Source organism: Streptomyces sp. NPDC006458, assembly GCF_040612135.1.
Classification (GTDB): domain Bacteria; phylum Actinomycetota; class Actinomycetes; order Streptomycetales; family Streptomycetaceae; genus Streptomyces.
Map to the genome: position 1 here is coordinate 12,873 of NZ_JBEXPR010000024.1, position 24,845 is coordinate 37,717.

General features: G+C 69.6%; 26 protein-coding genes and 1 CRISPR repeat array. Of the genes, 15 read left to right on the top strand and 11 right to left on the bottom strand.

The genetic code is table 11. From position 1 onward, the window contains the following. Nucleotides 1–15: 15 nt before the first annotated feature. Nucleotides 16–349: direct repeats of the CRISPR family, unit length 29 nt; unit sequence CTGCTCCCCGCACCCGCGGGGATGGACCC. 203 nt (nt 350–552) lie between these two features. Continuing rightward, a complete protein-coding gene (locus ABZZ79_RS28730; RefSeq protein WP_356693527.1) occupies nt 553–924 on the top strand; it encodes a hypothetical protein in 372 nt (123 codons plus the stop codon). A gap of 68 nt (nt 925–992) precedes the next feature. Here the strand turns inward: ABZZ79_RS28730 and ABZZ79_RS28735 are convergent, their stop codons facing one another. The 9 genes from ABZZ79_RS28735 to ABZZ79_RS28775 form a co-directional block, all read right to left on the bottom strand. Continuing rightward, nucleotides 993–1,550: an XRE family transcriptional regulator gene (locus ABZZ79_RS28735; RefSeq protein WP_356693529.1), complete on the bottom strand. Its 558-nt coding sequence runs from the start codon at nt 1,548–1,550 to the stop codon at nt 993–995. Between the two features lie 9 nt (nt 1,551–1,559). Further along, the gene (locus ABZZ79_RS28740; protein WP_356693531.1) at nt 1,560–3,815 is read right to left on the bottom strand and encodes a transcriptional regulator; all 2,256 of its coding nucleotides are present in this window, start codon (nt 3,813–3,815) and stop codon (nt 1,560–1,562) included. Nucleotides 3,816–4,248: 433 nt separating this feature from the next. After that, nucleotides 4,249–4,461, bottom strand: coding sequence for a hypothetical protein (locus ABZZ79_RS28745; RefSeq protein WP_356693533.1), 213 nt, complete (start codon nt 4,459–4,461; stop codon nt 4,249–4,251). Nucleotides 4,462–4,549: 88 nt separating this feature from the next. After that, nucleotides 4,550–5,257, bottom strand: a complete 708-nt coding sequence (locus ABZZ79_RS28750) for a hypothetical protein (protein ID WP_356693534.1) — start codon at nt 5,255–5,257, stop codon at nt 4,550–4,552. Continuing rightward, nucleotides 5,254–5,778 carry a sigma-70 family RNA polymerase sigma factor gene (locus tag ABZZ79_RS28755; RefSeq protein WP_356693536.1) on the bottom strand — a complete coding sequence of 175 codons (525 nt, stop codon included), beginning with the start codon at nt 5,776–5,778 and terminating at the stop codon, nt 5,254–5,256. The genes ABZZ79_RS28750 and ABZZ79_RS28755 overlap by 4 nt, the downstream gene beginning before the upstream one ends. A 483-nt stretch (nt 5,779–6,261) precedes the next feature. Next, entirely contained in the window at nt 6,262–7,134 is an 873-nt protein-coding gene (locus ABZZ79_RS28760) for a hypothetical protein (RefSeq protein WP_356693538.1), read from the bottom strand. Nucleotides 7,135–7,145: 11 nt separating this feature from the next. Further along, nucleotides 7,146–8,027, bottom strand: a complete 882-nt coding sequence (locus ABZZ79_RS28765) for a helix-turn-helix transcriptional regulator (RefSeq protein WP_356693540.1) — start codon at nt 8,025–8,027, stop codon at nt 7,146–7,148. Next, a complete protein-coding gene (locus ABZZ79_RS28770) occupies nt 8,024–8,248 on the bottom strand; it encodes a hypothetical protein (RefSeq protein WP_356693542.1) in 225 nt (74 codons plus the stop codon). The genes ABZZ79_RS28765 and ABZZ79_RS28770 overlap by 4 nt, the downstream gene beginning before the upstream one ends. Before the next feature lie 402 nt (nt 8,249–8,650). Then, nucleotides 8,651–9,661 (bottom strand): hypothetical protein, encoded by a 1,011-nt coding sequence (locus ABZZ79_RS28775; RefSeq protein WP_356693544.1) that lies wholly within the window; start codon nt 9,659–9,661, stop codon nt 8,651–8,653. An 89-nt stretch (nt 9,662–9,750) separates the two neighbouring features. On the opposite strand from ABZZ79_RS28775, the gene ABZZ79_RS28780 reads away from it, so the two are divergent. The 10 genes from ABZZ79_RS28780 to ABZZ79_RS28825 all read left to right on the top strand — a co-directional run bounded on the left by ABZZ79_RS28780 (nt 9,751) and on the right by ABZZ79_RS28825 (nt 17,839). Then, nucleotides 9,751–10,155, top strand: a complete 405-nt coding sequence (locus ABZZ79_RS28780; protein ID WP_356693546.1) for a DUF6233 domain-containing protein — start codon at nt 9,751–9,753, stop codon at nt 10,153–10,155. Continuing rightward, nucleotides 10,152–10,352, top strand: coding sequence for a hypothetical protein (locus ABZZ79_RS28785; protein WP_356693548.1), 201 nt, complete (start codon nt 10,152–10,154; stop codon nt 10,350–10,352). Before ABZZ79_RS28780 ends, ABZZ79_RS28785 begins: the two co-directional genes overlap by 4 nt. A 147-nt stretch (nt 10,353–10,499) precedes the next feature. Then, the gene (locus tag ABZZ79_RS28790) at nt 10,500–11,444 is read left to right on the top strand and encodes a Ku protein (RefSeq protein WP_356693550.1); all 945 of its coding nucleotides are present in this window, start codon (nt 10,500–10,502) and stop codon (nt 11,442–11,444) included. Nucleotides 11,445–11,588: 144 nt separating this feature from the next. After that, complete coding sequence (locus ABZZ79_RS28795; RefSeq protein WP_356693552.1) at nt 11,589–11,795, top strand: DUF6207 family protein; 207 nt, start codon at nt 11,589–11,591, stop codon at nt 11,793–11,795. A gap of 657 nt (nt 11,796–12,452) precedes the next feature. Next, a complete protein-coding gene (locus ABZZ79_RS28800) occupies nt 12,453–12,758 on the top strand; it encodes an endonuclease domain-containing protein (RefSeq protein WP_356693740.1) in 306 nt (101 codons plus the stop codon). Between the two features lie 274 nt (nt 12,759–13,032). Further along, entirely contained in the window at nt 13,033–13,353 is a 321-nt protein-coding gene (locus ABZZ79_RS28805; protein ID WP_356693554.1) for a hypothetical protein, read from the top strand. A gap of 345 nt (nt 13,354–13,698) precedes the next feature. Then, entirely contained in the window at nt 13,699–14,874 is a 1,176-nt protein-coding gene (locus ABZZ79_RS28810; RefSeq protein WP_356693556.1) for a hypothetical protein, read from the top strand. A gap of 648 nt (nt 14,875–15,522) precedes the next feature. Further along, complete coding sequence (locus ABZZ79_RS28815; RefSeq protein WP_356693558.1) at nt 15,523–16,362, top strand: hypothetical protein; 840 nt, start codon at nt 15,523–15,525, stop codon at nt 16,360–16,362. Nucleotides 16,363–16,421: 59 nt separating this feature from the next. Further along, nucleotides 16,422–17,672, top strand: a complete 1,251-nt coding sequence (locus ABZZ79_RS28820; protein WP_356693560.1) for an IS256 family transposase — start codon at nt 16,422–16,424, stop codon at nt 17,670–17,672. After that, on the top strand, nt 17,669–17,839 hold the full coding sequence (locus ABZZ79_RS28825; RefSeq protein ID WP_356693562.1) for a hypothetical protein: 171 nt from the start codon (nt 17,669–17,671) through the stop codon (nt 17,837–17,839). The genes ABZZ79_RS28820 and ABZZ79_RS28825 overlap by 4 nt, the downstream gene beginning before the upstream one ends. A gap of 69 nt (nt 17,840–17,908) precedes the next feature. Here the strand turns inward: ABZZ79_RS28825 and ABZZ79_RS28830 are convergent, their stop codons facing one another. Further along, nucleotides 17,909–18,913, bottom strand: a complete 1,005-nt coding sequence (locus tag ABZZ79_RS28830; RefSeq protein ID WP_356693564.1) for an NADP-dependent oxidoreductase — start codon at nt 18,911–18,913, stop codon at nt 17,909–17,911. A gap of 100 nt (nt 18,914–19,013) precedes the next feature. On the opposite strand from ABZZ79_RS28830, the gene ABZZ79_RS28835 reads away from it, so the two are divergent. Both ABZZ79_RS28835 and ABZZ79_RS28840 read left to right on the top strand, forming a co-directional pair. Then, a complete protein-coding gene (locus ABZZ79_RS28835; RefSeq protein WP_356693566.1) occupies nt 19,014–20,066 on the top strand; it encodes a LysR family transcriptional regulator in 1,053 nt (350 codons plus the stop codon). 321 nt (nt 20,067–20,387) lie between these two features. Then, a complete protein-coding gene (locus tag ABZZ79_RS28840) occupies nt 20,388–20,600 on the top strand; it encodes a hypothetical protein (protein ID WP_356693568.1) in 213 nt (70 codons plus the stop codon). 430 nt (nt 20,601–21,030) lie between these two features. On the opposite strand, the gene ABZZ79_RS28845 is transcribed toward ABZZ79_RS28840, so the two are convergent. Then, complete coding sequence (locus ABZZ79_RS28845; protein ID WP_356693570.1) at nt 21,031–21,471, bottom strand: DnaB-like helicase C-terminal domain-containing protein; 441 nt, start codon at nt 21,469–21,471, stop codon at nt 21,031–21,033. Between the two features lie 214 nt (nt 21,472–21,685). On the opposite strand from ABZZ79_RS28845, the gene ABZZ79_RS28850 reads away from it, so the two are divergent. After that, nucleotides 21,686–22,021, top strand: a complete 336-nt coding sequence (locus tag ABZZ79_RS28850; RefSeq protein ID WP_356693572.1) for a trypco2 family protein — start codon at nt 21,686–21,688, stop codon at nt 22,019–22,021. Between the two features lie 21 nt (nt 22,022–22,042). Further along, on the top strand, nt 22,043–24,790 hold the full coding sequence (locus tag ABZZ79_RS28855) for a trypsin-like peptidase domain-containing protein (RefSeq protein WP_356693574.1): 2,748 nt from the start codon (nt 22,043–22,045) through the stop codon (nt 24,788–24,790). The last annotated feature ends 55 nt before the right edge of the window (nt 24,791–24,845 follow it).

The window sequence follows — 24,845 nt, forward strand, 5'->3', positions numbered from 1 at the left end:
CGCAGGTCACCGAGACTGCTCCCCGCACCCGCGGGGATGGACCCCGCGCCCTGCTCGACCTGCAGGGCAACCGGGTCTGCTCCCCGCACCCGCGGGGATGGACCCAGCATCCACGTACGCGGCAAGTAGGCCACCGGCTGCTCCCCGCACCCGCGGGGATGGACCCTGGTGAAAGACCCGGACTTCGACGACCCGAGCCTGCTCCCCGCACCCGCGGGGATGGACCCGCGTTCTGACTGCCGCTGCTGTACGCGGTCAGCTGCTCCCCGCACCCGCAGGGATGGACCCGGCCCGCCCCGACGACAGGCCCCGTGAAGGACCTGCTCCCCACACCCGCGGGGAGGACCCTGGTCGAGGTCGAGGAACGTCATCGCGTCCTTCTGCTCCCCGCACTGTGACTGAGCGCTGCAGGTGGCGAGTTTCGCCAACTGAAGCGCTCAGCGTGCCGTGCCTCCCCCGGCGGGCATGGTGGGACGGCGGCGTCCCAGCCCCTGGCAGTTTGCTGCGGCGCCGTGACATCGTCAGCAGGTGACCGACGCTGCTGATGGGGCAATGACCTTGAGACGGCCGGACGACCGCGCTGCGTCCGCCCTGCGCTTCGCGACGGAACTCGTCGCGTGGGTGGCCACCCCCTGGGCCCTGGCCAGCCACTCATCGCTGCTTGCCGCCCTGTCCGTGCTGGCCCTGATCGGCCTTCCGACGTTGTTCTCCACTCCTGGGGACAAGGCCAACGTGATCATCGCGGTGCCGGGCTGGGTCACGATCCTGCTGGTGCTGCTCCAGCTCGCTGCGGCCGTGGTCTTCTCGTGGCTGGCCTGGCCCGCCTGGGCGGCGGCCCCCGCGACTCTGCTGGCCGCCGCCACCCTTGTCACGGAGCGTCGGCGCTGGCGGTGGCTGGTCTCCGCGAACCGACTCGCCGACTGAAGCGCTCACCCGCCAACTGGGGCGCTCAGTCACACATCCAGCGGTTCGGGCCCTTGCTGCTGGGAGATCTACAGGTCGAACTCGAGGTGCTCGATGTCCGTGAACCGGACCTCCTCCAGGGAGCCGGCGCGGCGGCCGCCGTCCTGGAAGTACACCTCCTTGAGGGCTTCGGCCGCGATCTCCTGCAGTCGGGCGTCGCTGACGCCGGCCTCCTGGGCGTCGAAGAGGCGGGCGGCGTAGGGCGGGGGCAGGGCGACGGTCAGGTGCCGGATGCGGTCCTGGTCCGTGGACCCGATCGGCGCGGTGTAGCCCATGCGGGCGCGGGTGTCGATGACGATGCCGCCCGTGCTCGCTGCCTTCGCCTTGGCCTTCGCCCGGACCTGCGGCTGCCACCGTTTCTTCACCTCGCGCTCCAGGCGCGCGGCGAGGTCCGGGCGGGGCTTCTTGAGCTGGTCCTTCACGTACCGCTCGACGGTGCGCTGGGAGACCCGCAGCATCTGGGCGACCGCCTTGGTGCTCTTGAGCTGCTTGACCAGGTAGCGCATCTGCGCGCCGGCCGACTTCGGTGCCGGGCGGGTGAACGCCTTCTGCACCGCGGCCTCCAGGCCGTCCCCGAACAGGCTCATCGCCTACTCCTACTCTCCGTTGTCGACGTCGGTGACGGTGCCGTCCTTGATGTACCGGGCCAAGTTGAGTTCCGGCGCGTTGAACCGCTCCCGGACCTCCTCGCCCCACAGGACCTCCTGAGTGCCCTCGTGCTTGACCAGGCCGGGGTTGATGCCGAGCTTGAAACCGCCGGGCAGCGGCTTGCCCTCCCGGTAGGGCAGAAAGTCCAGCGGGCTCTCGCCGTTGGCCGCGTAGACGACGCAGTCGGACAGGATCGCCACCGGGTACTGGCCGGTGAACGCCGCGTGCTTGACGATCTTGCGGTGCAGGTTGATCCGGGTGCGGGAGATGACCGCCGCCCGGATGTCCGGCCGCCACGTCGGGCGGGACAGCGCGCGCCACGGCTCGCCCGGCCGCCAGCCCTCCCCGCGCGGGCGCTCGCGCAGCTTGCCCAGACCGCCCTTCACCGTCGCCTTGACCGCTGAGACGACGATCGCCAGGTCCGGGTCACGGCTCTTGCAGCCGTCCATCGCCGCCAGGAAGTCCGCCGGCTCCATGTCCGCGTGCACGCCGAGGTCGGCCATCGTGGCGAGGTAGGCGTCGCGCAGCCGGTTGTACCAGCCGTCCAGGTAGCGGCCGTTCTGGTAGCGGACGTACGCCTCGAGCGGGCGCGCCTCGTAGCCGAGCTCCACCGCGTAGGCCACGGTCGGCGTCGCGTACCAGGCCGGCCCTTCGGGGCGCTCTCCCTTCGGCGTGAACGGGGAGGGCAGCAGCGAGCCGTCCAGCTCCACCCACTCCTTGCCGACCTTCACGCGGGACAGGTCGACATGGCTCAGGTCCACCAGCCACGAGCCGGGCAGCTTCGGGTCGAAGACCGGGTTCGTGACGTGCGTCGGCGCTCCGAGGCCGACGTTCAGGCCGTTCGCTCCGGCGGCGAAGGCCATGTTGACGTCGATGCCGACCAGGTGGCGCAGGGTGCACTCGGCATCGGTCATCTGCCGTGCCCAGTCGTACGCCTCCTCGAACAGCTTCTCCGCCGGGCCGCGCACGTGGAAGCGGGGCAGGTCCTTGAGCAGCGGGTGACCGTCCGGGGCCTCGCACGGTGCGCAGTCCACCGGGTCCTTGCCGAGTGAGCCGGGGTTGTGCTCGGAGTGCCGCTTGCCGTCGGCGTCGGGCTCGGAGGCGCGGGTCGGCGGGTGCAGCGCGGTCATCAGCTCCAGGCCGGTCACGGCGGTCGATCCGCGCGGCGTCATCACCCGGGACGCGTACACGCCCAGGAGCCGGGCGAGTTCGGCCGGCCCCAGCTGCCCGGCCGCGCCCCAGTGCCGGGTGTCCAGCGCGTTCCACGACGGGATGCACAGCTGCACGCAGGCCCGCTCCGAACCGGTCGCGGGGCGGTAAATCCGCGCCCACGGGCCGAAGCCGCGCTTCGTCAGCTGCCACTGCGCGCGGGTCAGCTGCTTGATGACCTTGTGGCCCTCCGGGATGCGCCCCGCGAGCCTCTCCTCCTCCGTGAGAGCGGCCGGGAGGCCGTAGCGCTCCAGCGCGGCCCCGGTGAGCACGAGCAGCGGATCGGCGTCCTTGCCAGGGCCGGAGAGCTTCGGCGCCCCGAGCTTCGCCTCCTTCAGCGTCCAGTCCACCAGGGACGGAAGAGACTTGGCGGGCACGTCCAGGACCAGGCCGCCGGTGCAGTACGCCCGCACCTGCCCGTCGGCGTCGACGTCCAGGACCGCCAGCGGGCCGTTCTCGAACCGCGGTTCGGCGCCGCCCGCCGGGGTACCGGCCGGGGCAGCCTTCCGCGCGCCCGGACGGCGCGACGTCGACGACGGCCTGGCGGTGCTCGCCGGGCGCCGCGACGATGCGGCGGGCTGTACGGGGAACGCCTGGTCAATGGCGTCGTCCGGAACCGGTGGCATATCGGCTACCGGGGCGGGAGTGGGCGGCCTCAGGCTTTCGACCATTTCGTCGATCGCAGCGTCCGGCACTGTCGGCAGTTCGCCTGCCGGGTCGGGCGCTCCGGTGAACGTGGCGGGCACCGGGGCCGGGTAGAGCTCCGCGAGCTGCTTGAGCAGTCGCGCGTACGCCTCACGCTCCGGGCCTCGCGGCTCGGTCGGCTTCTTCGTCGACTCCCAGGCGGACACCGTGGCCCGACGCACCTTCAGCGCGCCGGCGACGTCGTCCAGCGTCAGGCCGTGCGCCGTGCGCAGCCGCTTGCGCTCCTCCGCCGACGGCAGAGCAGAGCGGGACGCGACCAGCGCGTCGACCGCATCGAACATCTCGGACATGGAACACCTCCTGACCCACACTCTACCCCATGAACCGTAAGCTTCGCGTACATCTACCGTACAAACACCGTACGAGCCCTCTTGAGGGTGAGGCGACGTTTCATGCTGACGTCCTCACTCTCAGGCTCACTCTGCAGCCCATCTACCTGGGGAAACAGGCTGTGAGGCTCAAGAGAGCGAACCGAGTTGCTACGAACGCCGGGGTGGGTGTTTTGCGGAGGCAGGCTTCTGGGTGCGCCTACGTCAGAACAGGATGGGGTGGGCAAAGAGCAGCCGGTCTGCTTGGTCGCAGCAATGGCTGTCTCACCCGCATTGCCGGGCAGGCGCCTAGCTCCCAAGGCCGCACGACTGCCCGCCCCCAGAAGCCGCCCGCCGCCCCTGAGGGGCCGCACCAAGAGGCTGCGGCCCGCCGAGTGTCTGAGGTCCGTAGGAGTCAGATCTGCTGTTGGATCAGGTAGAAGCCGAGACCGATGGTGCCGGCGCCGGTGGCGTATGCGGCGCCGCGCAGGGCGTTGTAGATGAGGGCGCTGCGTCGGCGGGCGATCCAGCGGCGGCCGCGGCGGAGCCGGGAGGGCTTCTGGGTGGTGCTGGTGCGGCGGATGCGCGGGGTCTGGTCCGCGGTGCGGGTGTGGCGGCTAGTCTTCACGTAGGTGCTCCGTTCTTCGGGGTGCTGGTGTGGTCCGGCGGGGGCTGGGCGGCCTAGGAACCTTCGGCCCCGCGCCGGACTTCTGCGTTCAGGGGCGGCCGGCGAGTTCGTGGATGCGGTCGGTCAGGCGGGCGTCGGGGCGGCAGACCAGGCCGTCGGCGGTGTGATGGTCGGCCAGCTGGTCGACGTCGGCCTCCAGTCCGCCGGTCAGGACTGCCCGGCTGGCGTCGCGGCGGGCGGAGTCGTTGGTGAAGTGCTCCAGCGCTTTGAGGAACGCCTGGGTGTCGACTTCGCGATCTCGGGGCGCGTCCGGGCAGAACAGAGCGGTCACCTGCCGCTTCCAGAACCTCGCCTCGCGCTCGTCGCCCAGAGCAAGGTGGTCGAGGTAGAGGCAGTACGCCGCGCCGCTGGACCCGGCGCCGGCGGCGAAGCACCACCAGAAGCGGGCGCTTTCAGGGTGGTGGGCGAGGTAGAGCATGCAGGCGAAGACCTGGACGCCCTCGATGTCGACGCCGTCGGTCCAGCCGTCGAACTGCGCGACGGTGCCGTCGCCGCCGAGCAGCGCGGTCAGCTCCTCCATGTGGGCGGCCGCGCCGGCCTGGGTGACCACGACCCGGGTCATGACGCCGAGCCGGCGCCGGGCGCTGGGGTGGCCTCCGAGGGGTGCTGCGGGGGAGGGGAGGTGGGCGGTGGCGCGGGCGATGCGGCGCAGCCCGGCGCCGACGTCGAAGGCGCGGCGGGGTTCGCAGACGCCGTTGTCGGCGTCGGCGAAGAGCTGCTCCCAGGTGTCGCTCACTGGGCGTCCTCCTTCTTGATCGGCCGTGTGGCGCGGCGGTGGATGGGGGCGAGGCGTTCCTGGGCTTTGCGGATGTGGTGGGTGACGGTGCCGGGCGTGAGGCCCATGTACCAGGCGATCTCCTTGGTGTCGTACCGGCCGATGAACCGCAGGACGATCGCGTCGAACTGGCGCGGGGGCAGCTTGGCGAGGGCCGGGTAGAGGCCGATGCCGCTGTCGCGCGCGGCGAGTTCCTCGCGGCAGCCGCCGATCAGTTCGTCGATGATGGCACGGCGCAGGATCTGCCAGGTCTGTGTCTGCAGGTCGGGCTCGGTGAGCAGGGTGTCCCAGCGGGTGCGGATCTCCACGTAGGCGCGGTGGACGGCCTTCTCCGCCCGTTCGTTGGTCAGCAGGATCTTCAGCGCAAAGTCGTGGAACGTCTCCTGGTTGGTGAGGTAGTGGGCCTCGAACTCCATGGGGAGCTGGAACGGGGCCTCCTCGACCACAGGCATGCGGCCGTCCTCACGAACGTTGTCGGTCATGGGGTGTCTTCGGTCCTCTTCGTTGAGGGCTGACGGAAAGAGCGGCTCCCGGGGCACCGCTAGGGATCACTCAACCGGCCCAATCGGCCGAACACGCATGCGCGGCCTCACGAATTTCACGCGGTGTGGTCGACTCAGTGCTCAAAGTGATCGTCAGGGCGGTAGATGCCCCCTCTGACCTGCGTCGACAGTCACTCAAAGGCGCAGCGCATGCGCACTGCGTGATCGACGTCACAAGGGGACGCTCCCGATGCGTGAGCGGCTTCTCGCCACCATCGAGTGAATTTCGCCAAACCCCACACGTTGATAGACGAGTTGCGCTCCGGGGGTCCGCCCCGCTTTTCGGCCCGGCGGCCCCATTTCTCTAGGCCGCACTGTCAGACCAGCGGCACACGGGCTCTGCGGGAGTTGTCGCGGCCCCGTGCAGCGTGCGAAGCGGAACACGGGGCCGCGCGATCCCGCTGTCACGTCCCAGCCGGGTAGTCAGACCATGCGCTGAGCCTGGGTGGATCCGCCTGCCCAGCGACGCGGAAGAGTGACCGGTATAGCACTTTCACCGCTGCGCGCCCTGAGCGGCCGCGTCCCGGGGGCGTTCGGTGTGCCGGTAGCGGTCTGCTGGCGCCTGGGCAGGACACAGCTGAGTAGGCGGCTGGCGCGCGCCCAAGGTGGGGTGGAGGAGAGGATGTAGGCGATGCGTGCGGCGAAGGTGGCTTCGGGGATGGGGATTTCGATGTCGGGGTGACGGCGGTAGCCGCGGGTGACGGCCAGGGCGACGTAGCTGGCGAGTTCCTCGGCGCGCCGCGTGCGGGCCGGGTTGGTGCGGGCCGCCAGGAGGCTGAAGACGCGCAGGACGGTGGGGATGCCGGCGTCGAAGCGGAAGCGGGTGAGGGGCGGGGTGATGCCGGTGACGGTGATCGTGTCGCATTCCACTGCTTCTTCTTCCAGGCCGCTCTGGGCGTACCAGAAGCCGGCGGCATGGTCTTCGCCGCGGGCGGTGTGGTGCAGGGAGAGGCAGTAGGCGGCGGCCGGGTGCGGTGCTGCGGCGGCGAACTGCCACCAGAAGCGTGCGCCGTCTGCGATGCCGGCGAGGTGGAGCGCGCAGCCCAGGAGCCAGGCGCCGTGCGGTTCGGGGATCTTGTCGGTGACGAACTCGAGGTCGTTGGGGCCTACGGTGGCGACGATGGCTTCGCACAGGTTGTTCAGGCAGTCGGCGACGGCCGGTTCGGTGTCCCGCGCGGCTGGGTCGTGGACACCGGGGCCGGCGCAGGGCGTGTCGGGATAGGGGACGGTGTCTTCGGGGACGCCGGGGTAGGGGTTGAGGCGGGCGCGGGCGAGGAGAGTGTCGATGGGGGGCATGAGGGGCGGGTTCACTCCTGAGTGAGGTCGGGGAGCAGGTGCTCGAGGGCGGCTCGGGCGTGGTGGTCGGTGGCGTGGGTGATGACCTTGCTCAGGCCGACGATGCCGGGGATGGCATGGGCGGGGACGGCGCACAGGTAGCGCAGGACGGTGATGTCCATCTGGTCGTCGGGCAGGCGGCCGATGGCGTCGAACAGGCGCGTAAGTTCGCTCAGGGCGACGAGGTGGCCTGGCATGTCGTCGTGGACCTTGTTGGCGGCGAACGCCGCGGCCCGCAGGTCGGGACGCCCGCGATGGTGGTGCACGCGCGCCATGACCCGCTCGCGCAGCAGCAGCCAGGCGAAGCGGGGAAGGCTGTCGCTGGCGACGGCCTCGTTCCAGGACACCCACAGGAGGTCGAAGGTCTCGGCAACGGCGAGGGCAGCGCGACGATCGGCGAGGAGGAAGGCGCGGGCGTAGGCGGTGTAGGCCTCGCGGACGGAGTCGGTGAACGCCTCGTAGGGCAGGGGCGCAGGCTCGGCCTGGAGGGCGACCTGCTGGATGCTGCGGTCGATCCAGCCGTCCGGCTTCCCGGCTTCCTCAGCGCCCGCGATCCACAGCCGGAACATCGGTTCCAGGGGCAGACCGAGCGCGCGGATGACACTCGAGGTGATCTCCCAGGCGGGGTAGTAGCCGTTGCCGCGCAGGAGTTCGCTGATGCGGGTCTTGGAGAAGCCGGCCCGCTGGGCGAGATCGTCGAGCGTGATGCCGCAGGCGCGCTGGAAGGCGCGCAGCGGCTCGAGCCAGGCGCGGTGGGACAGGCCTGCCGCGGCGGCGATCGGGGCGGGCGGGCGGCCGCGCCTGGCGGACGTGTCTGGTGGGAGCGGCTCGTCGGCGTCCAGGGGCCAGGTCATCGGGGCGGCTCCTGTCCGCCGCCCTCTGATGCCGGGCTGGGGGTGTCGGCGGGGCGTGGGCCGTCGGGGGCGGTGAGGACCTGGACGATCTGCTGCACGAGCAGGCCCAGCGAGGGCACGACGACGGCGACCGCCGTCTCGTAGCCCAGCACGGCCATGACCGTGCTCCATGTGAGGACCACCGCCAGGACGGCGACGGTCATCACCTTCTTACATGCCATGAAATCTGTTTTCTCCTGCGATAGCTCCACGTGCCCCCGCACCACAACAGCCTTGTCTGACAACGGTGCTGAGGCGTCGTCAGGAAGGCGAGCTCAGCATGGACCGGCCCGCAGGACGTACGCCACGCGATCAAGCGGTTGCGGAACAATGCGGGGCGTTAGCCACCCCTCGCCAGACCCCGCCACCCGGAACACGGGCCTAAATAGCCGCCGATTCAACCATTTGGGGGGGGGAACACCACCTCCGGCACCGCTCGGCCGCTCGGGGCGCAATGATGGAAAACGAGGGCGCCACATCGACGCCGCACCACCGTGCGGCCCCCTGTGCTGAAGTAACACCCAAGAAGGGGGCCGCACGGCCAACCCACAGGCTGCTGAACACCCGTCGGCCCCTTACGCGGATCAGGACGCACGCAGCAAGGCGGCCGCGGGGCCGATCACACCGGGGCCGTACTTGGAGCGGATGCAGTCGACGGTGTGCTCGGCGACCAGCCGGGCTTCCCGGCTGCTGTCCAGACTGATCTGCTCAGCCACCTGGTCCGCCCCTATGAGGTCCTCGGCCGTGAGAACCAAGCCGGTGAGGCGGCCGCGCTGCAGGCCCGCGGCGTCGAGCAGCCGGTAGGCAATGATGCGCAGGTCCTCGTCATGCCCTGATGCCGCGGGCAGCCGCCGGGTCTTCTCCCAGCTGCTGCCACCGGCGAACCTCAGCGTGAGGGTCACAGCGCGAGCGGCCTGGTCCCGGTGGCGCAGGAGGTGCCCGAGCCGGACGACCAGGTCCAGGAGAGCCGCCCGGACCGAGGCCCCCGCCAGGGTGTGCCGCTCGAAGCGGCACCGGACCGCAGCGGTCGCGGGCAGGGCGCGGGGGACAACGGGGCGGGGGTCGATGCCGCGGGCGCGGTCGGCGGCGAGACGGCCGGCGCGGCCGCCGAGGAGGCGCTGCACGGTGGAGGGCGGCGCGGCGGCGAGCAGGCCGACGCAGTGGATGCCGTACTCATGGAGCAGTTCGGCATGGCGGGGGCCGATGCCGTGCAGGGCCTCCACCGGCAGCGGCGCCAGCCAGCCGGCGGCCTCGCCGGGGGCCACGGCCAGGACGCCGCCAGGGGTTGGGACCTGGCCGGAGGCTGTGGCCGCGACGGTGACCGTCGGGCCGACGCCCACCCGCACGTCGACACCGAGGCGCGACAGGGTGCGTACGCGCAGCACCTCTCCCAGGCGTCGGCCGTCCATGCCGTGGTAGCGCAGGGCGCCCTTCAGCTCCACCAGGGCAGCGGTGGGAGGCAGGGACTGCACCACGGGCGACAGTTCGTGCAGCAGCTCCAGCACCTGCCGGTATGTCTCCTCCGGCAGGCGGTCCGGGCAGCGCACATGCATCACCGTCGGCACCCGGCCCGCCAGCTCCGCGTCCGTGGTCATCGCGCTCACCTCCCACCCACCACGTTATCGAACAGAAAATCGAACATGCGAGTGCGCCGCAAGTGATCGTTGAGCATAGAATCAAAAATGTGTTCGATGACCTGCCGCCCGACCTGGACCGCCTGCGCACTCTGCGGGTGTGGCACGCGCTGTGGCTGCGGCGCATCGACACGAAGATCGCGTCCCTTGAGCAGCGGCAGGCGGAAGAGGAGCATGGCCGCCGGGTGCGGCCCGAGCCGCCGGAGTGGATCGTCGAACTCGGCATCGGCAGCGGCCGCCCGCCCGTGCAGGTCCATGCCGGTACCTGCCACATGGCGGGCAGGCGCCGCCAGCCCATCGGCCGCGACGAAGCCCGCCGGCTCCTGGCGACCGGGCTGCGGGCCTGCACCCACTGCGAGCCCGACACCCAGCTGCGCATCACCGGCTTATCCCGCGCCCCGCCCATGACCCCCACCGCAAGGACGCTCCACGCAGAACGAGGACCACCGCGATGACCACTGCCCCGCCGCCCGTGAACGAGCCGGACCCCTCCGCCCTGACCTGTCCCGGCGACCAGGTGGGCCCCTGCGCGGCCTGCCAGCGAAAGACCCACAAATACGGCCGCGGCGGCACACCGCTCTGCCAGTGGTGCATGGAACCGGCCCTGGCCAAGTGGGGCCCCAACGCGCGCTACGTCAGCACACGCACCTAGCCAGGCCCAGTCGCCGACCGCTCCGACCGGACAAGCTGGTGTCCCGCGCCGCTGGTCACGGACGGGCTGCTGAGGCGTACGGGGTAGTGCATGAGCTGCGTGGCGGTCATAGCCTGGAGCTGCTCGGGGCTACTGCGGAGGTCTGCCATGCCCCGGACGATCTGGAGCGGCGCTATCAGCTTTGGCCTGGTCAACGTGCCGATCAATGTGCAGTCGGCCACCGAGGACCACTCCGTGCGGTTCCACCAGTACCACCGTGAGGACATGGGCCGTGTCCGGGTCCGCAAGTTCTGCGAGATCGAGGACCGCGAGGTGGCCAGCGCCGAGATCGGCAAGGGCTACGAGCTGACGAAAACACAGGTCATCCCCGTCACCGACGAGGACCTGCAGAACCTGCCGCTGCCGACCGCGAAGGCGATCGAGATCGTGGCCTTCGTTCCGCTGGAGTCGGTCGACCCGATCCGGATCGCCGAGGGCTACTATCTCGCCCCGGCCCAGCCGGTGGCGGCGAAGCCGTACAAACTGCTCGCCGAGGCCCTCGGCCGCTCCGCGAAGGTGGCCGTCGCGAAATACGCGTGGAGCGGCCGCGAACGCCTCGGCCTGCTCCGGGTACGGGAAGGAGCGATCGTGCTGCACGCGATGCGCTGGCCCGACGAGATCCGCGATCCCGGCGAGCTGTACCCCGACCCGGTGGAACTCTCGGACGACGAGATCGACGGCGCGCTCGCCCTGATGGACACCCTGACGATCGAAGACCTCGAGTCCGAAGACTTCCACGACGAGTACACCGAAGCCCTCGAGCAGATCATCGAAGCCAAACGCCAGGACAAGCCGCTGCCCGAAGCGCCCGAGCCGGAGGAGCCGGGCGCGGTACTGGACCTGATGGCCGCGCTGAACGAATCCGTGCAGAAAGCGAAGGCCTCCCGCGGCGAAGGCCACGCCGACGTGCACGAGCTGCCCGCCAGGAAGACCGCGAGGAAGACTCCGGCGAAGAAGACGGCAGCGACGAAGCAGCCCGCGGCCAAAAAGACGGGCGCGGGCAAGAGTGCGGCGAAGAAGACCACCAGCCGAAAGCCCCGCCGCAGCGCCTGACAGGCACAAGGGCGCGGCAGTGAGTTGTCGCCCCGCCCCCAGGGCCAATGCTTGTCGGCGGCGGCACGCCTGCATCACTGCCCGGCCGGGTGAATCCGCCGTGCTGCACGCAACCTGCCGGCCGCCGGGCGCGTAGTGCCAGGCATGAGGCCGATCACCGAAGCGCATGTCGCACAGCCGGGGCTGGTCGTCGTGGAGATCGCAGCCGCCGACGACGACACCGCCTTCGCCTTCCAGGACCAGCTCGCTGCCCGTTGGGCCACCGCAGCAGCAGAACGCACCACTCGGAATCCCGGCGAGCCCGGCGTCCGGCTGCGCTGCTACCTCGACATGCGCCAGAACCCGCACTGACAGCAAACCCCGCAACTGGCCGTTCGCTCCCGCTCCTGGCGCTTACCGAAGAGCGCAGCCGCAGCACTGGCGAGTTCCACAAGGCGCTCTCCTCGGGGAAACCGAGCAGCCACTGGCCATTCCTTCCGCCGACGCCACTATCAGGTCCGAACCCAGAGCAAACTGACCGCGCCGCTTCCGATGCCGTACGCCGATGGGGTGGTCATCTCGGTCATCGGGGCCTCCTACCGGCTTCCGTAGCCAGCGCTTTTGCGGCTCCGGAAATTGCTCCACCGAGCTGAACTGCTGTCAAAACGCTGCTCTGTGAGGTGTCCTCCACCAGGTCGCGGTTGTTCCAGTCAGCACATCCGACTACCAGGACCGTCACGGGCCGCAGGATGCTGGGCGCACAGTCCTTGACGGGGCAGCTAGAGCCGAGGACTTCACGGATCCGACGCAAGGTTTCCGGCGCTCGCTCCAGCGCGGCGTCGCGGTCGGCAACGATGTCCGCCACAGTCACCAGCTGTCCCGTCTCCTCCAGGAGCTGGAACGGGAGCACGTACTGACCCTGCTGTCGACCCCGGTACCGTCGGGCGGGCCGACCGCTGCCAGGGCGGGCGCTACGAACTGCGACACCTGTGGCCGTCGCCCCCGGCTCGCACGGCCTCCATCCGGCGCCTGCGCGCCGCACTGGTCGACAACCTCGGCCCCGACTGCCACGGCTGCGGCCTGTACCCCGGAGCCATGGTCGACCACGACCACCTGACCGGCCTCGTACGGGGACTGCTGTGCGCCTCCTGTAACCGCGTGATGGATGAATGTCCCCATCTCACCGCCTGCCCCAGAGCCGACTACCTCGCTGCACCTCCGGCGGCCGGACTCGTCCTCATCTACCCGGCCAGTGAGCAGTGGCGCCCCAAGGAGTCCACACGGCAGCGGGTGATCAGTGAGCTGGGCTTCGACCCCTTCGAAGGGCTGAGATGAGTCGGAGGACCTCGAGGGGCCCGCGCTTAGGATCGTTCCTGACGAAGAATCGAACGGCTCGAACGGTCCGGATTGGCTCCTTCGTGCCGCCCTCTTCTTCTCTCCCGCCGTATCGCCGATCACCCCGACCTTCATGGATGCGATTGGGACGACGACCCTGCCCACTTCACTCCCGTGGCGGTAGCAATCAAATGGGCATCATGGTGGAGTACTGCTCGGTAGGCGCTCCGCGCCTCGTGCGAGGTCAGGCAACCCCCGGCGTCCTGGAGCATCCATGAAGGCGAAGCCGAAGATCGGGCCGGCTCACGACACCGCCCTTTTCAATGACATCCAGGCAGTGTTCGAGAAGTACCCGGATGTCGCAAAAAACTACTCCATCGGGTATATCGGTGGGGTAGTTGACGTCATGGGTGTTGACCTTGATCGCCAGGTTGGGGTGTCGACCGTTCGGGACGGTGAGATTGTCACCAAGTACGTTGACCGATCGCCCGGTCCTCGCTCGGGGCCGCCCGAAGAAGCAGGGTGCTTCAGATGGGTGTGGAGGGCTGGTGAATGGGTGTGTGTCGCGTACATCGTCGTGCCACCCCCGACCTAAGGTCTGTGTGACGTTGTGATCAGCCAGCGGCTTTCGCCCGATCCCGCCCGTGCTCGTTGTACGCCTGCTGCATCTGCTTGCTCAGTTCGTTCATGACCTGAGAACGCGGGGCCGCCCAGTGGTGGGCCTGCGAAGACGACTCCGGCGCCGCCACCGACCGGCTCGACGGCGCCTTCTGGTGGCCCGCTGGCACTGGCACCGTACGCATCGAACACTGGCCGCACGGCGTCTACCTGACCTGGGACCAGCACGACGGGTGGCGCCTCATCCGGGACGCCTTTGGGTGCTGTATGAGCAGGGGGTCTGTTCACGTAACTCCTGCTGCCTGCGCCCGTTGGGTGAGGCATGCCAGCATCAGCGTCGAACGCGTCCTGCGCCAGTACAGTCCCGGGCGGCACGCCCCAGCAGCTCCCCTTCCTCCTGAGTCCAAAGCAGGGTGAAGCGGCCCGCGCCCTGCTCGACTATGTTGCGGCGCTGGCCCTGCCCGGTCCCGATGCGCAGCTCCTGGCGGCGTTGGTGGCCATCCGGGCAGCGCGCGGCGGCGTCGGTAACATCACCGGCCAGGATCTCGCCTCACTTCGGCTGGGCGACGCCCACGAAGCCGTGAACGCCTTGCGGGGCTTGGGATGGCAGCTGGCGGACACGGTCTTCAGCACTGACCCCACCGCGCCTCCGACTCCCGTCACCGTCCCGGAACTGACCCGCAACGGCGACCATCCCCTGCCGCTCGGAAAGCAGACCCGCTCACGCGTATCGGGGTGGACCACGAAGTCGCTGTCGGCCAAACCGGTCAAGAAACTCCCGCCCGCCGCCCGCCTGGCCGGCCTGTTCCTCGCCGCCCACGGCACCTCCCGCCTCCTCGGCTCCCTCCCGGCCCACCTGCCCGCAGCCTGCAGGGCGGAGCTCCCGAAGCTCCTGGAGAAAGGCTTCCTCGCCGAGCTGTCCGGTGATCGATACCGTCTCGACCCCCAGGTACGCCACCTTTCAGGTCTGCGCCCGCCCACCGAGGAGGAGCGGGCGCACACCGACGCCGCCAAGGCGGCACGCGGGTTCCGCTTCGACGCCGACGCGTGGTTTCGGTGGAAGGAAGCGGCCACTCCCGGCCTGCGGCGGCATGTGGAGAGCATCGAGTCCTGCGGCGTGTGTGGATTCGCCCCAGAGCGGGTGGCGGAGGCGTTCACGACCCCCAGCCGTGCCCAGTTCATGTCCAAGCAGACCAAGACTCTGTACGGACAGTGGAAAGCCGAGCACCCCGACCGCGGCCCGCAGGTCGCCGCGTTCACGGTGGCCTTCCGTGCCGAGCACGGCCATGGCCCCTCGTTCCGGCAGGTCGGAGACGGCATGGGGTGGGACGTGCCCCACCAGCTCCGGTGGTTCATCGTGCAGCGTCTTCTGGCGAACGACTGGCTCACGAGCACCGGGACCGTCCCCTGGACCCTCCGCCCCGGAACGGCAGCGCAGGAGCAAGGCATCACCCTGCCCCGTCCCCGCACCGCCCCCGTCGTCGCCCAGCGTTCCTGACCGCGCCCGCCCGCTTGCACCGGCTACGGCCTTGCTGACTACCCGAGCCGTTACTCAGGTCACCGATCCCGCCCTCGCCCTCAGCAGCGCACCCGGCGCGAGCCAAGCCCCTCGCCGGTCCGCACGGTTCAACGCGCTGAAACGGAACCTGCACGACTGGGGATAACCGCGCGCTCCGTCTGATCGCCCAGCGGAGCATGCCCGGCCGGGCCGAGTTCGCGCCCCCCATTCGGGTGACCCCGTCCCAGTGTTGTCCGTCCTGCGCCGCGGCTCTACCGCATCATGGGCGGACATGGCCCGAGGCGGGCCACGTTCCGACCGCCGCCCGATCCGGCGTACCGGAACGCAAGGAGCGTGGAATTGCACCGGCCTGCACCACCGAGATCAGGACCAGCAGCTCGTCAGTGTTCATTGGCGTGCCAGGATCGGGCCGCGGCGCGCCGGGAAGGCACTGCCGTGAGCCGCCACGCTTCGTCCCGCAAACTCCGCTACTGGGCTGAGTGCACCGGGCAATCTCGCCGAGTCGGCCTTCGCACCAGCCACCCAGTCCCCTCGGCCGCACCAACACAGGCACTGCTCGAAGGCCGCCTCCTGGAGCAACTGGGCACAGCTCCGGATCTATGCGCGCATCCGTTCGGCATCGCCTCAGTGACCAACGCCGGTACGTCCCTCACCCTGCACCTCGATCCCTACCTGGGCCAGGAGCGGTACTCCTTTCCCGAGCACTGTCTGGGTCGTCTGCTACCTGCGGCTCCAGCCCCCGGCAGCGGCGACGATCTGCCCGGGATCCCCGGCCTTCGGGTGAGCGGCATCGAGGCATGCGACCGGCAACTGCGGCTGCACATGCTGGACAGCCTCGGGCAACCAGCGGGTCTCGTGCTCGCTCTGCCCAGTGGACCGTCGGAGGGCTGGGTGGAAGTCGAGCGCCGGCACCGGCACTGGTGCGAAGGCAACGGCCTGCGACCGCTCTGGACGGCCCCAAGTCTCGATCCCGTCGAATCCGCCTACCTCTCCGCCTGTCCCAGTCTCGAACGCTCCCGAGCCAGGCGGGCCGCGGTGGGAAGCGCCTTGTTGCGGCGCATCGCTCTCTTCCACACCGTCACCGCCTTCTACCGCATCCAGTGCTGGGACGACGGCGACACCTGGAAAATCGACGCGCGCACCGCCCACCCCCGGGCCGTCTGGCACGACCAGCTCATGCAGCGGCTATGCCACCCCAAGTGGGGTCTAACGGTGAACGTGTCGCACCGGTTCTGCCGCTGCGCCGAACCGGACGCCCCCTACCAGTGGAACCACACCTGCTCCTTCTACTTCGACGGCCACACCACCGGCAAAGACGACCCTCTCTACCTGCGCATCCACGCCAGCCCCGAAGGACGCGACTACGACCGGCAGATCAAGACTCTCCGCCAGGTCGGAGCGAGCAATGCTCAGGACTTGTGGATCAGCTCCTCTGGAGGATGCGCGAGGGCGTACCTTCCCGAGTGAGTGATCGTCAAGTCACCGAGTAGGCCCGCGCTGTGAACGCGGGTCGGGAAGGTACGCCCGTGCTCAGCGTAGTCAACGAAGACGGCACGACCGAGGCCGGTTCCCTGATCGACGAGATCGTCCGCGACGGCGCTCGGCGGATGCTGGCCGCCGCCCTGGAGGCGGAGGTGGACCAGTACATAGCCGAGCTGGCCGGTCAGCGTGACGAGGCCGGCCGCCGGCTGGTGGTGCGCAATGGCCGCCACCGGCCGCGGACGGTGACCACGTCTGCCGGGCCCATCGAGGTGGCCGCCCCGCGCGTGAACGACAAGCGGGTCGACGAGGAGACGGGTGAACGTCAGCGGTTCTCCTCGAAGATCCTCGCGCCGTGGTGCCGGAAGTCCCCGAAGATCAGCGAGGTGTTGCCGCTGCTCTATCTCCACGGCCTGTCGTCGGGCGACTTCGTGCCTGCGATGGAGCAGTTCCTGGGCTCCTCGGCCGGGCTGTCGCCGGCTACGGTGACCCGGCTGACGAAGCAGTGGACCGCCGATCACGCGGCTTTCCAGCGTCGTGACCTGGCCGATTCCGATTATGTCTACATGTGGGCCGATGGCGTCCACCCCAAGATCCGCTTGTCCGAGGCGCACTCCTGCCTCCTGGTCCTGATGGGCGTCCGCGTCGACGGCGCCAAGGAGCTGATCGCGATCGCCGAGGGCCTGCGCGAGTCCACCGAGTCCTGGGCGGACCTGCTGCGTGACTGCCGACGGCGCGGGATGCGCGACCCGATGCTCGTGGTCGGCGACGGCGCGATGGGGTTGTGGAGGGCACTGGCAGAAGTGTTTCCGCAGGCCAGGCACCAGAGGTGTTGGGTTCACAAAACCCGGAACATCACGAACGTGCTGCCGAAGTCTGCACAGCCCAGGGCGAAGAAGGCTCTGCAGGAGATCTACAACGCCGAGGACCGTGCGCACGCAGAGAAGGCGGTCACCGCGTTCGAGAGGGCGTATGGCGCGAAGTGGCCCAAGGCCGTCGCGAAGATCACCGACGATGCGGAGGAACTGCTGGCGTTCTACGACTTCCCCGCCGAGCACTGGATCCATCTGAGGACCACGAACCCCATCGAGTCGACTTTCTCCACCGTGAAGCTTCGGACCAAGGTCACCCGCGGGGCCGGCAGCCCGGCAGCCGCCCTGGCGATGGTGTTCAAGCTGGTCGAGTCCGCCCAGGCCCGCTGGCGCGCGATTACCGGGGCCTCCCTCGTCGCCCTGGTCCGCTCCGGGGCCAAGTTTGAGAACGGCGTCCTGGTCGAGCGGTCCGAGGTGGCCGCATGAAGGACATGTTCGCTGCACGCGAAGCCCTGACCGACCGCGAACCGGACCGGCGGGACGCCGCAGCGATGCTCGGCGATCTTCTACGCGGCACCGGCCTGGACGCCGATACGGCCCGCCTGACCGTCAACGAGCCCGCCACCAGGGTCCGGGAATCCGCTCTGATCTGACCTGGCATGCCTGGCTTCGGTGCGCGGCCGCCGAAGTGATGCGGCACGCGCGCGACGGCCGGACCAGGCCTACGCGTGGTCCCGCACGATGATCTTTCCGGTGTTTTTGCCGTGCAGCATGCCCAGGAATGCATCCACGATGTGCTCGAACCCGTCCACCACCGTCTGGTCCAGCGCTAGCCGGCCGCTCTGCAGATGGGGGACCGCGAACTCGTACAGCTCGTCCTGCAGGTCGCGGTAGTTGCTGACCAGGAAGCCCTCCATGCGGAGGCTCTTCTCCACGATGTCCGAGTAGTTGAAGTGCGGCGGGGGCGCGTCCGGGGTGTTGTAGCGGCTGATGGTGCCGATCCGGACGATGCGCCCGAACTCGCGCAGTGCGCCCACCGCGGCGGCCAGTTGTTCGCCGCCGACGTTGTCGACGAAGACGTCGATGCCGTCCGGTGCAGCCTTGGCGAGCAGTTCAGCAGCGAGGCCGTCATGGTAGTCGAACGCCGCGTCGTAGCCCACCTCCCGGGTCAGGTGGTCGACCTTGGCCGCCGAGCCCGCGCTGCCCACGAGTCGGCCGGCGCCCAGCAGCCGGGCGAACCGGCCAGTGGCCGTGCCGACGCCGCCGGCTGCGGCGGAGACGAAGAGGTCGTCGCCCTCGCGGAGCCGGGCGATGCGGGTGAGGCCCACGTAGGCGGTCAGTCCGGTGCCGCCGAGGACGCTCAGGTACGCCGTCAGGGGGACCCCGTCGAAGCGGGGGAGTTTGCGGATCGCCTCGGGTCGGACCACGGAGTGCGTGCGCCAGCCCTGCCGGTGGAACACGATCTCGCCCTCGGGCAGCTCCGGCGTCCGCGAAGCGACGACGCGCCCGAGTGTCCGGCCCTCGAGCGGTGTGTGGAGCGCGAAGCCGCCGGGCACGTCGTCCATCATCTCGCGGTGGTACGGGTCGACGGACCAGTAGAGGTTCTCCACGAGCACGGTGCCGACCGCAGGATCGGGAATCGCGGACTCGACGAAGGCGAAATCCTTGGTGGTGGGGAAACCGTGGGGGCGGGCGGTCTGCTGGACGGTGATCGCGTTCTCGGTCATGACGGGACCGTAGGACGGGAATGGAGCCCTCGGGCAGGCGGTTGGGCTCATGTGACGCCCTGTTCCATGAGCAGTTCTCATACCTCGAGGTGAACGCCCTGTGGCCCGCACGACCGACACCGATCTCGCTCCGCACGAACTGCGCATCCTGGTGGCGGTTGCGGACGCCGGCGGCTTCTCGGCCGGGGCCGAGGCACTCGGCCTAACACAGTCCGCGGTCTCTCACTCGGTGCGCGGCAGCGAGCGCAAGATCGGCGCCGTTCTGTTCGAACGCGGCCGCAGCGGTGCGAGACCCACTCCGGCGGGGGAGAAGGCTGTGGCGCATGCGCGCCGTACCCTGCGGCTGCTGGCCGTGCTCGTCGCCGAGGCGCGGCAAGCCGCCCGGTCCGAGGCGACGCAGGGGCCGGAGGGCCCGCTGCGGATCGCAGCCTTCCGCAGCACCGCGTTGCACCTGCTGCCGCCGGTCCTGCAGCGGCTGCGCGCGCGGTATCCCGGGATCGAGCCGCAGGTGCGGATCGTCCGCGAGCTCGGGCGCGGCACGGCTGGCGAGGTGGCCGACGGGCGGTCGGATCTCGCCATTGCCACCTTGGACGGAGCGCAGCTGCCGGCGGGACTGGTGGCGAGCGGACTCTTCGAAGAGAGCTACTCCCTGGTGCATCCGGCCGGACACCCGGCTCCGCGCTCGCTGCCGCTGGTCGACTGGGTCGAGAACTGCGGCTCTTACACCCGCGCCTGGTGGGGCGCGCAGGACTGGATCCCGAGGGCCACGATCGAGGCCGAGGACGACGGAGCAGTGCTCTCGCTCGTGAGCGGGGGGCACGGAATGGCGATTATGCCCGCGCTCTCCCTGGTCGGAGCAACGGACTCGATCGAGATCACCGATCTCGGTCCGGAGCGCCCGACGCGCCGTGTCGGCTATGTGACCACCCCGGAGCTCGCCGGCTCCGCCGTCGTGCGCGCTCTGGTGCGGGAGCTGCGGGCCGCCGGCTCCGCCATCTGGCGGGCAGCGGGCAGCCAGGTCAAGGCACTGCTGCCAAATCTGAACGCGGTCAGCGAGGCGTTCAACCACCACAGCCTGCCCCTTGACCTCGTCAAACCGCTGGCGGCTGCCGTGCCGTCGATGGAACCCGAACTTCGCAGGCACGCGATCTAGATCCTCGGGCCACGCACGACCCCAAGGCCCTCCCGGCGATCGAGCCCTCCTCAACCACCCCCAACCAGGTCGCGCGCGAGGAAGCACGCCTCGCCGCAGCCGAGATCACCGCATCAAACCCAGAAGACACCATCCACAAGTCTTGACGATTACTCGGTCGGGAGCACCAGAAGCCTGGATGGCCCGGGCCTTTCCCCGGCAAGCAGTCCAGCACCACAACCAGCAGTATCGAGCGGAACAACTGCGGTAGCCGCAGGTTCATTCACGACCGAGGGAAGACCGTGTATGCCTGGACCGGACCTACCGCCTCCGGCGGCACCCATGACCACGGAAGCATTGCTCTCCCGGTGGCCCACCAGCGCGCAGAAGGTGGAGCTCCTCCACGGCGTGCTCATCTTCGTCGGCGACTTCGACGAGCGTGACCTGGAGACAGCGAGGCGTACCTACCCAGGCCGCCGCCCGGTGCTGAACACCGACGGCGGCCTGGAAGTGCATCCGGCAGGAATGGGTGCTCCCACGCCCCTGCTCGCATGAGCAACGGGAGAATCGACCAGCAGTTCCTCATGGCCCTGGTTGCTAGCCGAGAAGCCATCGGTACTCAGACGCTCCGGTCCCGGCGCGTCTGGGATGACCCGGCTCCACCACGCCCTGATCTCTGCTGTGTCCGTTTCCATTGGAAACGGACACGGAGTTGATCTGCTCGAACCCGTCTGGTGAGGCTTGAGACGAAGTCCTGTAGGGTCTCGCGGCCCGTGGCACAGGCCGAGCTTCTGACCAGCGGCTTTCAAGCTGTCTCACGGCGATGGCACACGGTCCAGTCTCATGAGACGTGGCACATCCTCAGCACGCTTGTGCGGAGGGCAGGGCTGCGATGCGCTGACCTGCAGAGTCTCAGTTCGATGCCGCGTTCGATGCCAAGATCGTGAGACTGTGCCACGGTTCGTGAGACCCCACAAGTCCGAGGTCAGGTCTGCTGCATGTCGACGAACCGCCCGTAGTGGCCCTGGAACGCGGTGGTGATCACCGCCGTGGGCCCCTGTCGGTGTTTTGCCACGTAGAAATCGGCTTCGCCGGCCCGCGGGGTATCCAGGGTGTAGGCGTCCTCCCGGTGGAGTAGCAGGATGGTATCCGCGGCGAACGTGATGGCTCCGGACTCGCGGAGGTCGTCCAGCTTGGGGAGGCGGTCATACCGCTGCTCGGGGTTGCGGTTCAGGTGACTGGTGGCGACGACAGCGATGTTCAGCTCCCGGGCGAGGGTCTTCAGGTCTCGTACGACGTCACCGACTTCGCGTTCGCGGAGGTCGCTGCGCTTCGCCGGACGGATGTCCTGGATGCCGTCGACGGCGAGGAGCGCCACACCGTGTTCCTCGACGAGTTCACGGGCCTCGGTTTCAAGGGTGGCCATAGTGAGGCGGCCGGGGGTCTTGACGGCCCCGCCCTGGAGTGCACCTGATGGGCGGGGCTGTCCAGGGTTCTCGCCAACCGCGTCAGGGTCCTGACCCGCGCCGACCTGCTCATAAGCCATGGCTAGTGGGCGGTGATCTTCGGCGACAAACCGTCTTCCGTGACCGAGAACCGCCCGGCAGACTGGGCCGCTGGTGAAGTGACCAGGGGGATACATGGAGTTCGAGCCCACCGAGCTGTCCGAAGCCATCAAGGCGGTTCGCGCCGGACTGGCCGCAGCGCAGCAGGACGGGGACGGCTCCCCGATCCGGTTCACGGTCAAGGACATCGTGCTGGATCTCGGCATCGAACTGCGGCAGAGCGCATCGGCAGGCGGCGGGGTGAAGGCGTTCGTGGTCTCCGCGGATGCCCGCGGCGAACGCGCGAGTACAGCGACGCACCGGATGACCGTCACCCTCCAGGTCGAGACGGGCCCGGGCGGGCGTGACGTACTCATCGGCGACGCGGGCCGCGGCCTAGACCCGGTACCCGCTCCCCCGGCTGGCATGTAGGCCCGGAGCAGGGGCAGCCCGGTGGAAGTACGGACCGTTGAAGTCGTCAACCCCCGCGTCCCGATGTTCGGTTCGGGCGCCCTGGTCGCGCCGGGGCTGGTCCTGACCGCCTACCACGTCGCCTGCCCGGGCGGCGACCGGGAGCCCGTCACCGTCCGGGACAAGATCGGCCGAGCCGCCGAAGCCACCGTCGCGTGGGCGGACGCCGACCTGGACGCCGTCCTGCTGCAGACCCACCGCGCCGTGCTGGGTGCCGGCCTCCCCGTCGCCCGTTGGGGCGAGCTGACCTGCGACTATCCGGACGCGCGGCCGGTGTGCTCCATGACCGGCTTCCCCCGGGCCATGCGCAGGCCGCACCCCACGCTCCCGGACGCGTTCGTCGGCGAGCTGCTGGCAGTCGACGGGAACATCAAGCCGGCCACCGGCTCCCGGCGCGGCTACTACGGCTTCGAGCTGATCAACACGTCGCTGGAATCCGCCGAGTTATGGCAGGGCATGTCCGGCGCAGGAGCCTTCTGCAACGACCGGCTCGTGGGCGTGGCCACCTTCGCCTCCGACTTCCAGCACGGCGGCCTGCTCCACCTGATGCCCGCCGCCCGCCTGTTCGCCTCCCCCGGGTTCACCGACACCGTCACCGCCGTGACCGGCATGACCCCCCAGCTGCAACCCGCCGACCTGAGAGTCCTGCTCGACGACGTCCCCGACCCCCAGCTGTCCACCTCCTACCTGCTCAAAGCACAGTCCGCCGTCGTGCCGCTGACCGGCATGACGACCCAGCTCGACGCCCTCGAAGCCTGGTGCCGTACGAGCCGCCCCACCGACGTCACCGCCGTCACCGGGATCGCCGGCATCGGCAAGACCCGGCTGATCACCGAACTGATGCGCCGCCTGGGCCAGCCCCGCCCCGGCAACCCCACGGCCCGCGGATGGACCGGCGGCTTCCTCGCCGACACCCCACTCCAGCAGCCACCCCACTACCGCATGCTCGCCACCAGCAAATACCCGCTGCTCCTCGCCGTCGACTACGCGGAGACCCGCCGCGACCAGGTCGACCAAGTCCTCGCCGTCCTCGCCGCCCGCAGCACCAGCCAGCCCCTGCGCGTCCTGCTCCTGGCCCGCGGCCGCGACACCTGGTGGCCCTCCCTCCGCCGCGCCCACCAGGGCAGCACCGTGATGAGCACCGGCGCCACCATCGACGTCGACCCGGCCGACGCGCTCGCCGAAACCACCACCGAGGACGCCTTCGACACCGCCAAGCACGCCTTCACCCAGCGGATCCACGCGCTGCAAAGCGCCGGCCTCGGCGACGACTGGGCCGCCTCTCCCCTGCGCCCGGACAGCCCCGGCCCCATGTTCACCGCGGCCGCCAAACCAGCCGACGACACGGTGATCTCCCTGCACATGGCCGCTCTCGCCGACGTCCTCGCCACCCTCAACGACGACTTCGCCCGCTACGACAACCCCATGGACGTGCTGATCGCCCATGAGGTGAGCTACTGGCGCCGAATCGTGGAAGCCCGCGGCGAGTACTTCGACGAGAACCTGATGCGCACCCTCGTCGCCGTCCAGGCCGTGACCGGTGCCAAGAAGCTCAACAACGCCCAGGCCGCCGTCACCGCGGGCTTCGACGTCCATCACAGCGGCTTTCCCGACGCCGCCCCGAACGACCGGCGCCTGCTGGCTGCGTACGAGGACATCCTCACCGCCGCCTACCCCTCCGTCGACGGAGCTCACTGGGGTTCCATGGGTCCCGACCTGCTCGGCACCGCCCTCGTGGCAGAAGTCGAAGAGAAGAGCGGAGGGCAGTTCATCGAACGTCTGCTCCCCCATCCCTACCTCGAAGAAGACCAACAGCACCGGGCCCTGACCGTCCTGGCCCGCGCCGTCCCCAACCAGCCCGCCCTCGCCGCCGGCGCAGCCCGGGCAGTGGCTGCCGCACCGGACACACTCCTGCCCCTGGCAGCCAGAACCGTCACCGCCGAACTCGACCCGGAGATCGCGCGACCGTGGCTGCTCAGCCTGCAGGACGCACTCGCCGAACAGGCACAGCAACCGGATGCCGATCCGGACACCTGCGCCTGGGCCGCCGAGCTGGTCAGCGCATCCCTCACCCACCTCGAGACCGGCTTCGACGACTACTTCAACTCCCCCGACTGGGTGCCACCGCACAAGCCGGAGACCGAGGACGACCTGGAGGACGACTTCGACGAACCCGTCGACGAGGAGCCGGACTGGGATCCGGATGACGACGCCGACGCGGAAGAAGACCGGGAGAGCGCTGGCGGAGAGGACGATCCTGCCGAACCGTCCGTCGATCCGGCCGGGACAACCGAGGCCCCCGCGCCCCGGCCCACCGTGATCGTCCGCACGATCACAAGCCGGGCCGCTCGGACTGCCCTCACCGCCGCCGCCATCGTGCACCTGGGCTTCGTGGCCTTCGTGACCGGCAGCGTCGCCTACTTCTCCGACTACTCCAGCGAACCGACCTTCTGGGGCCTACCGCCGCTGATCATCTCCGCCCACCTGTTCATCGGCAGCTTCTACGGTCACCGGAAGCTGCCCATCGCCTTCGCCACCCTGGCCGCCCCGCCCCTGTTCCTCTTCATGACCGTGGCCGTGGGGATGATGTTTAGCGACCTGCACGGGGTGGACGTCAACCCGGTCCTGATGGCTCTGGTGTGGGCCGGCGCCTTCTCGCCCGGCATGCTCGCCCTCACGTACGCCTTCCGGGCCTGGTTCGGCCAGATCCGGTTCACCGACGACACGTAGCACCACAGTTCCGGGATGCCACCTGCCCTGTGGAAGGGCGTCGGCCATGTCCTGC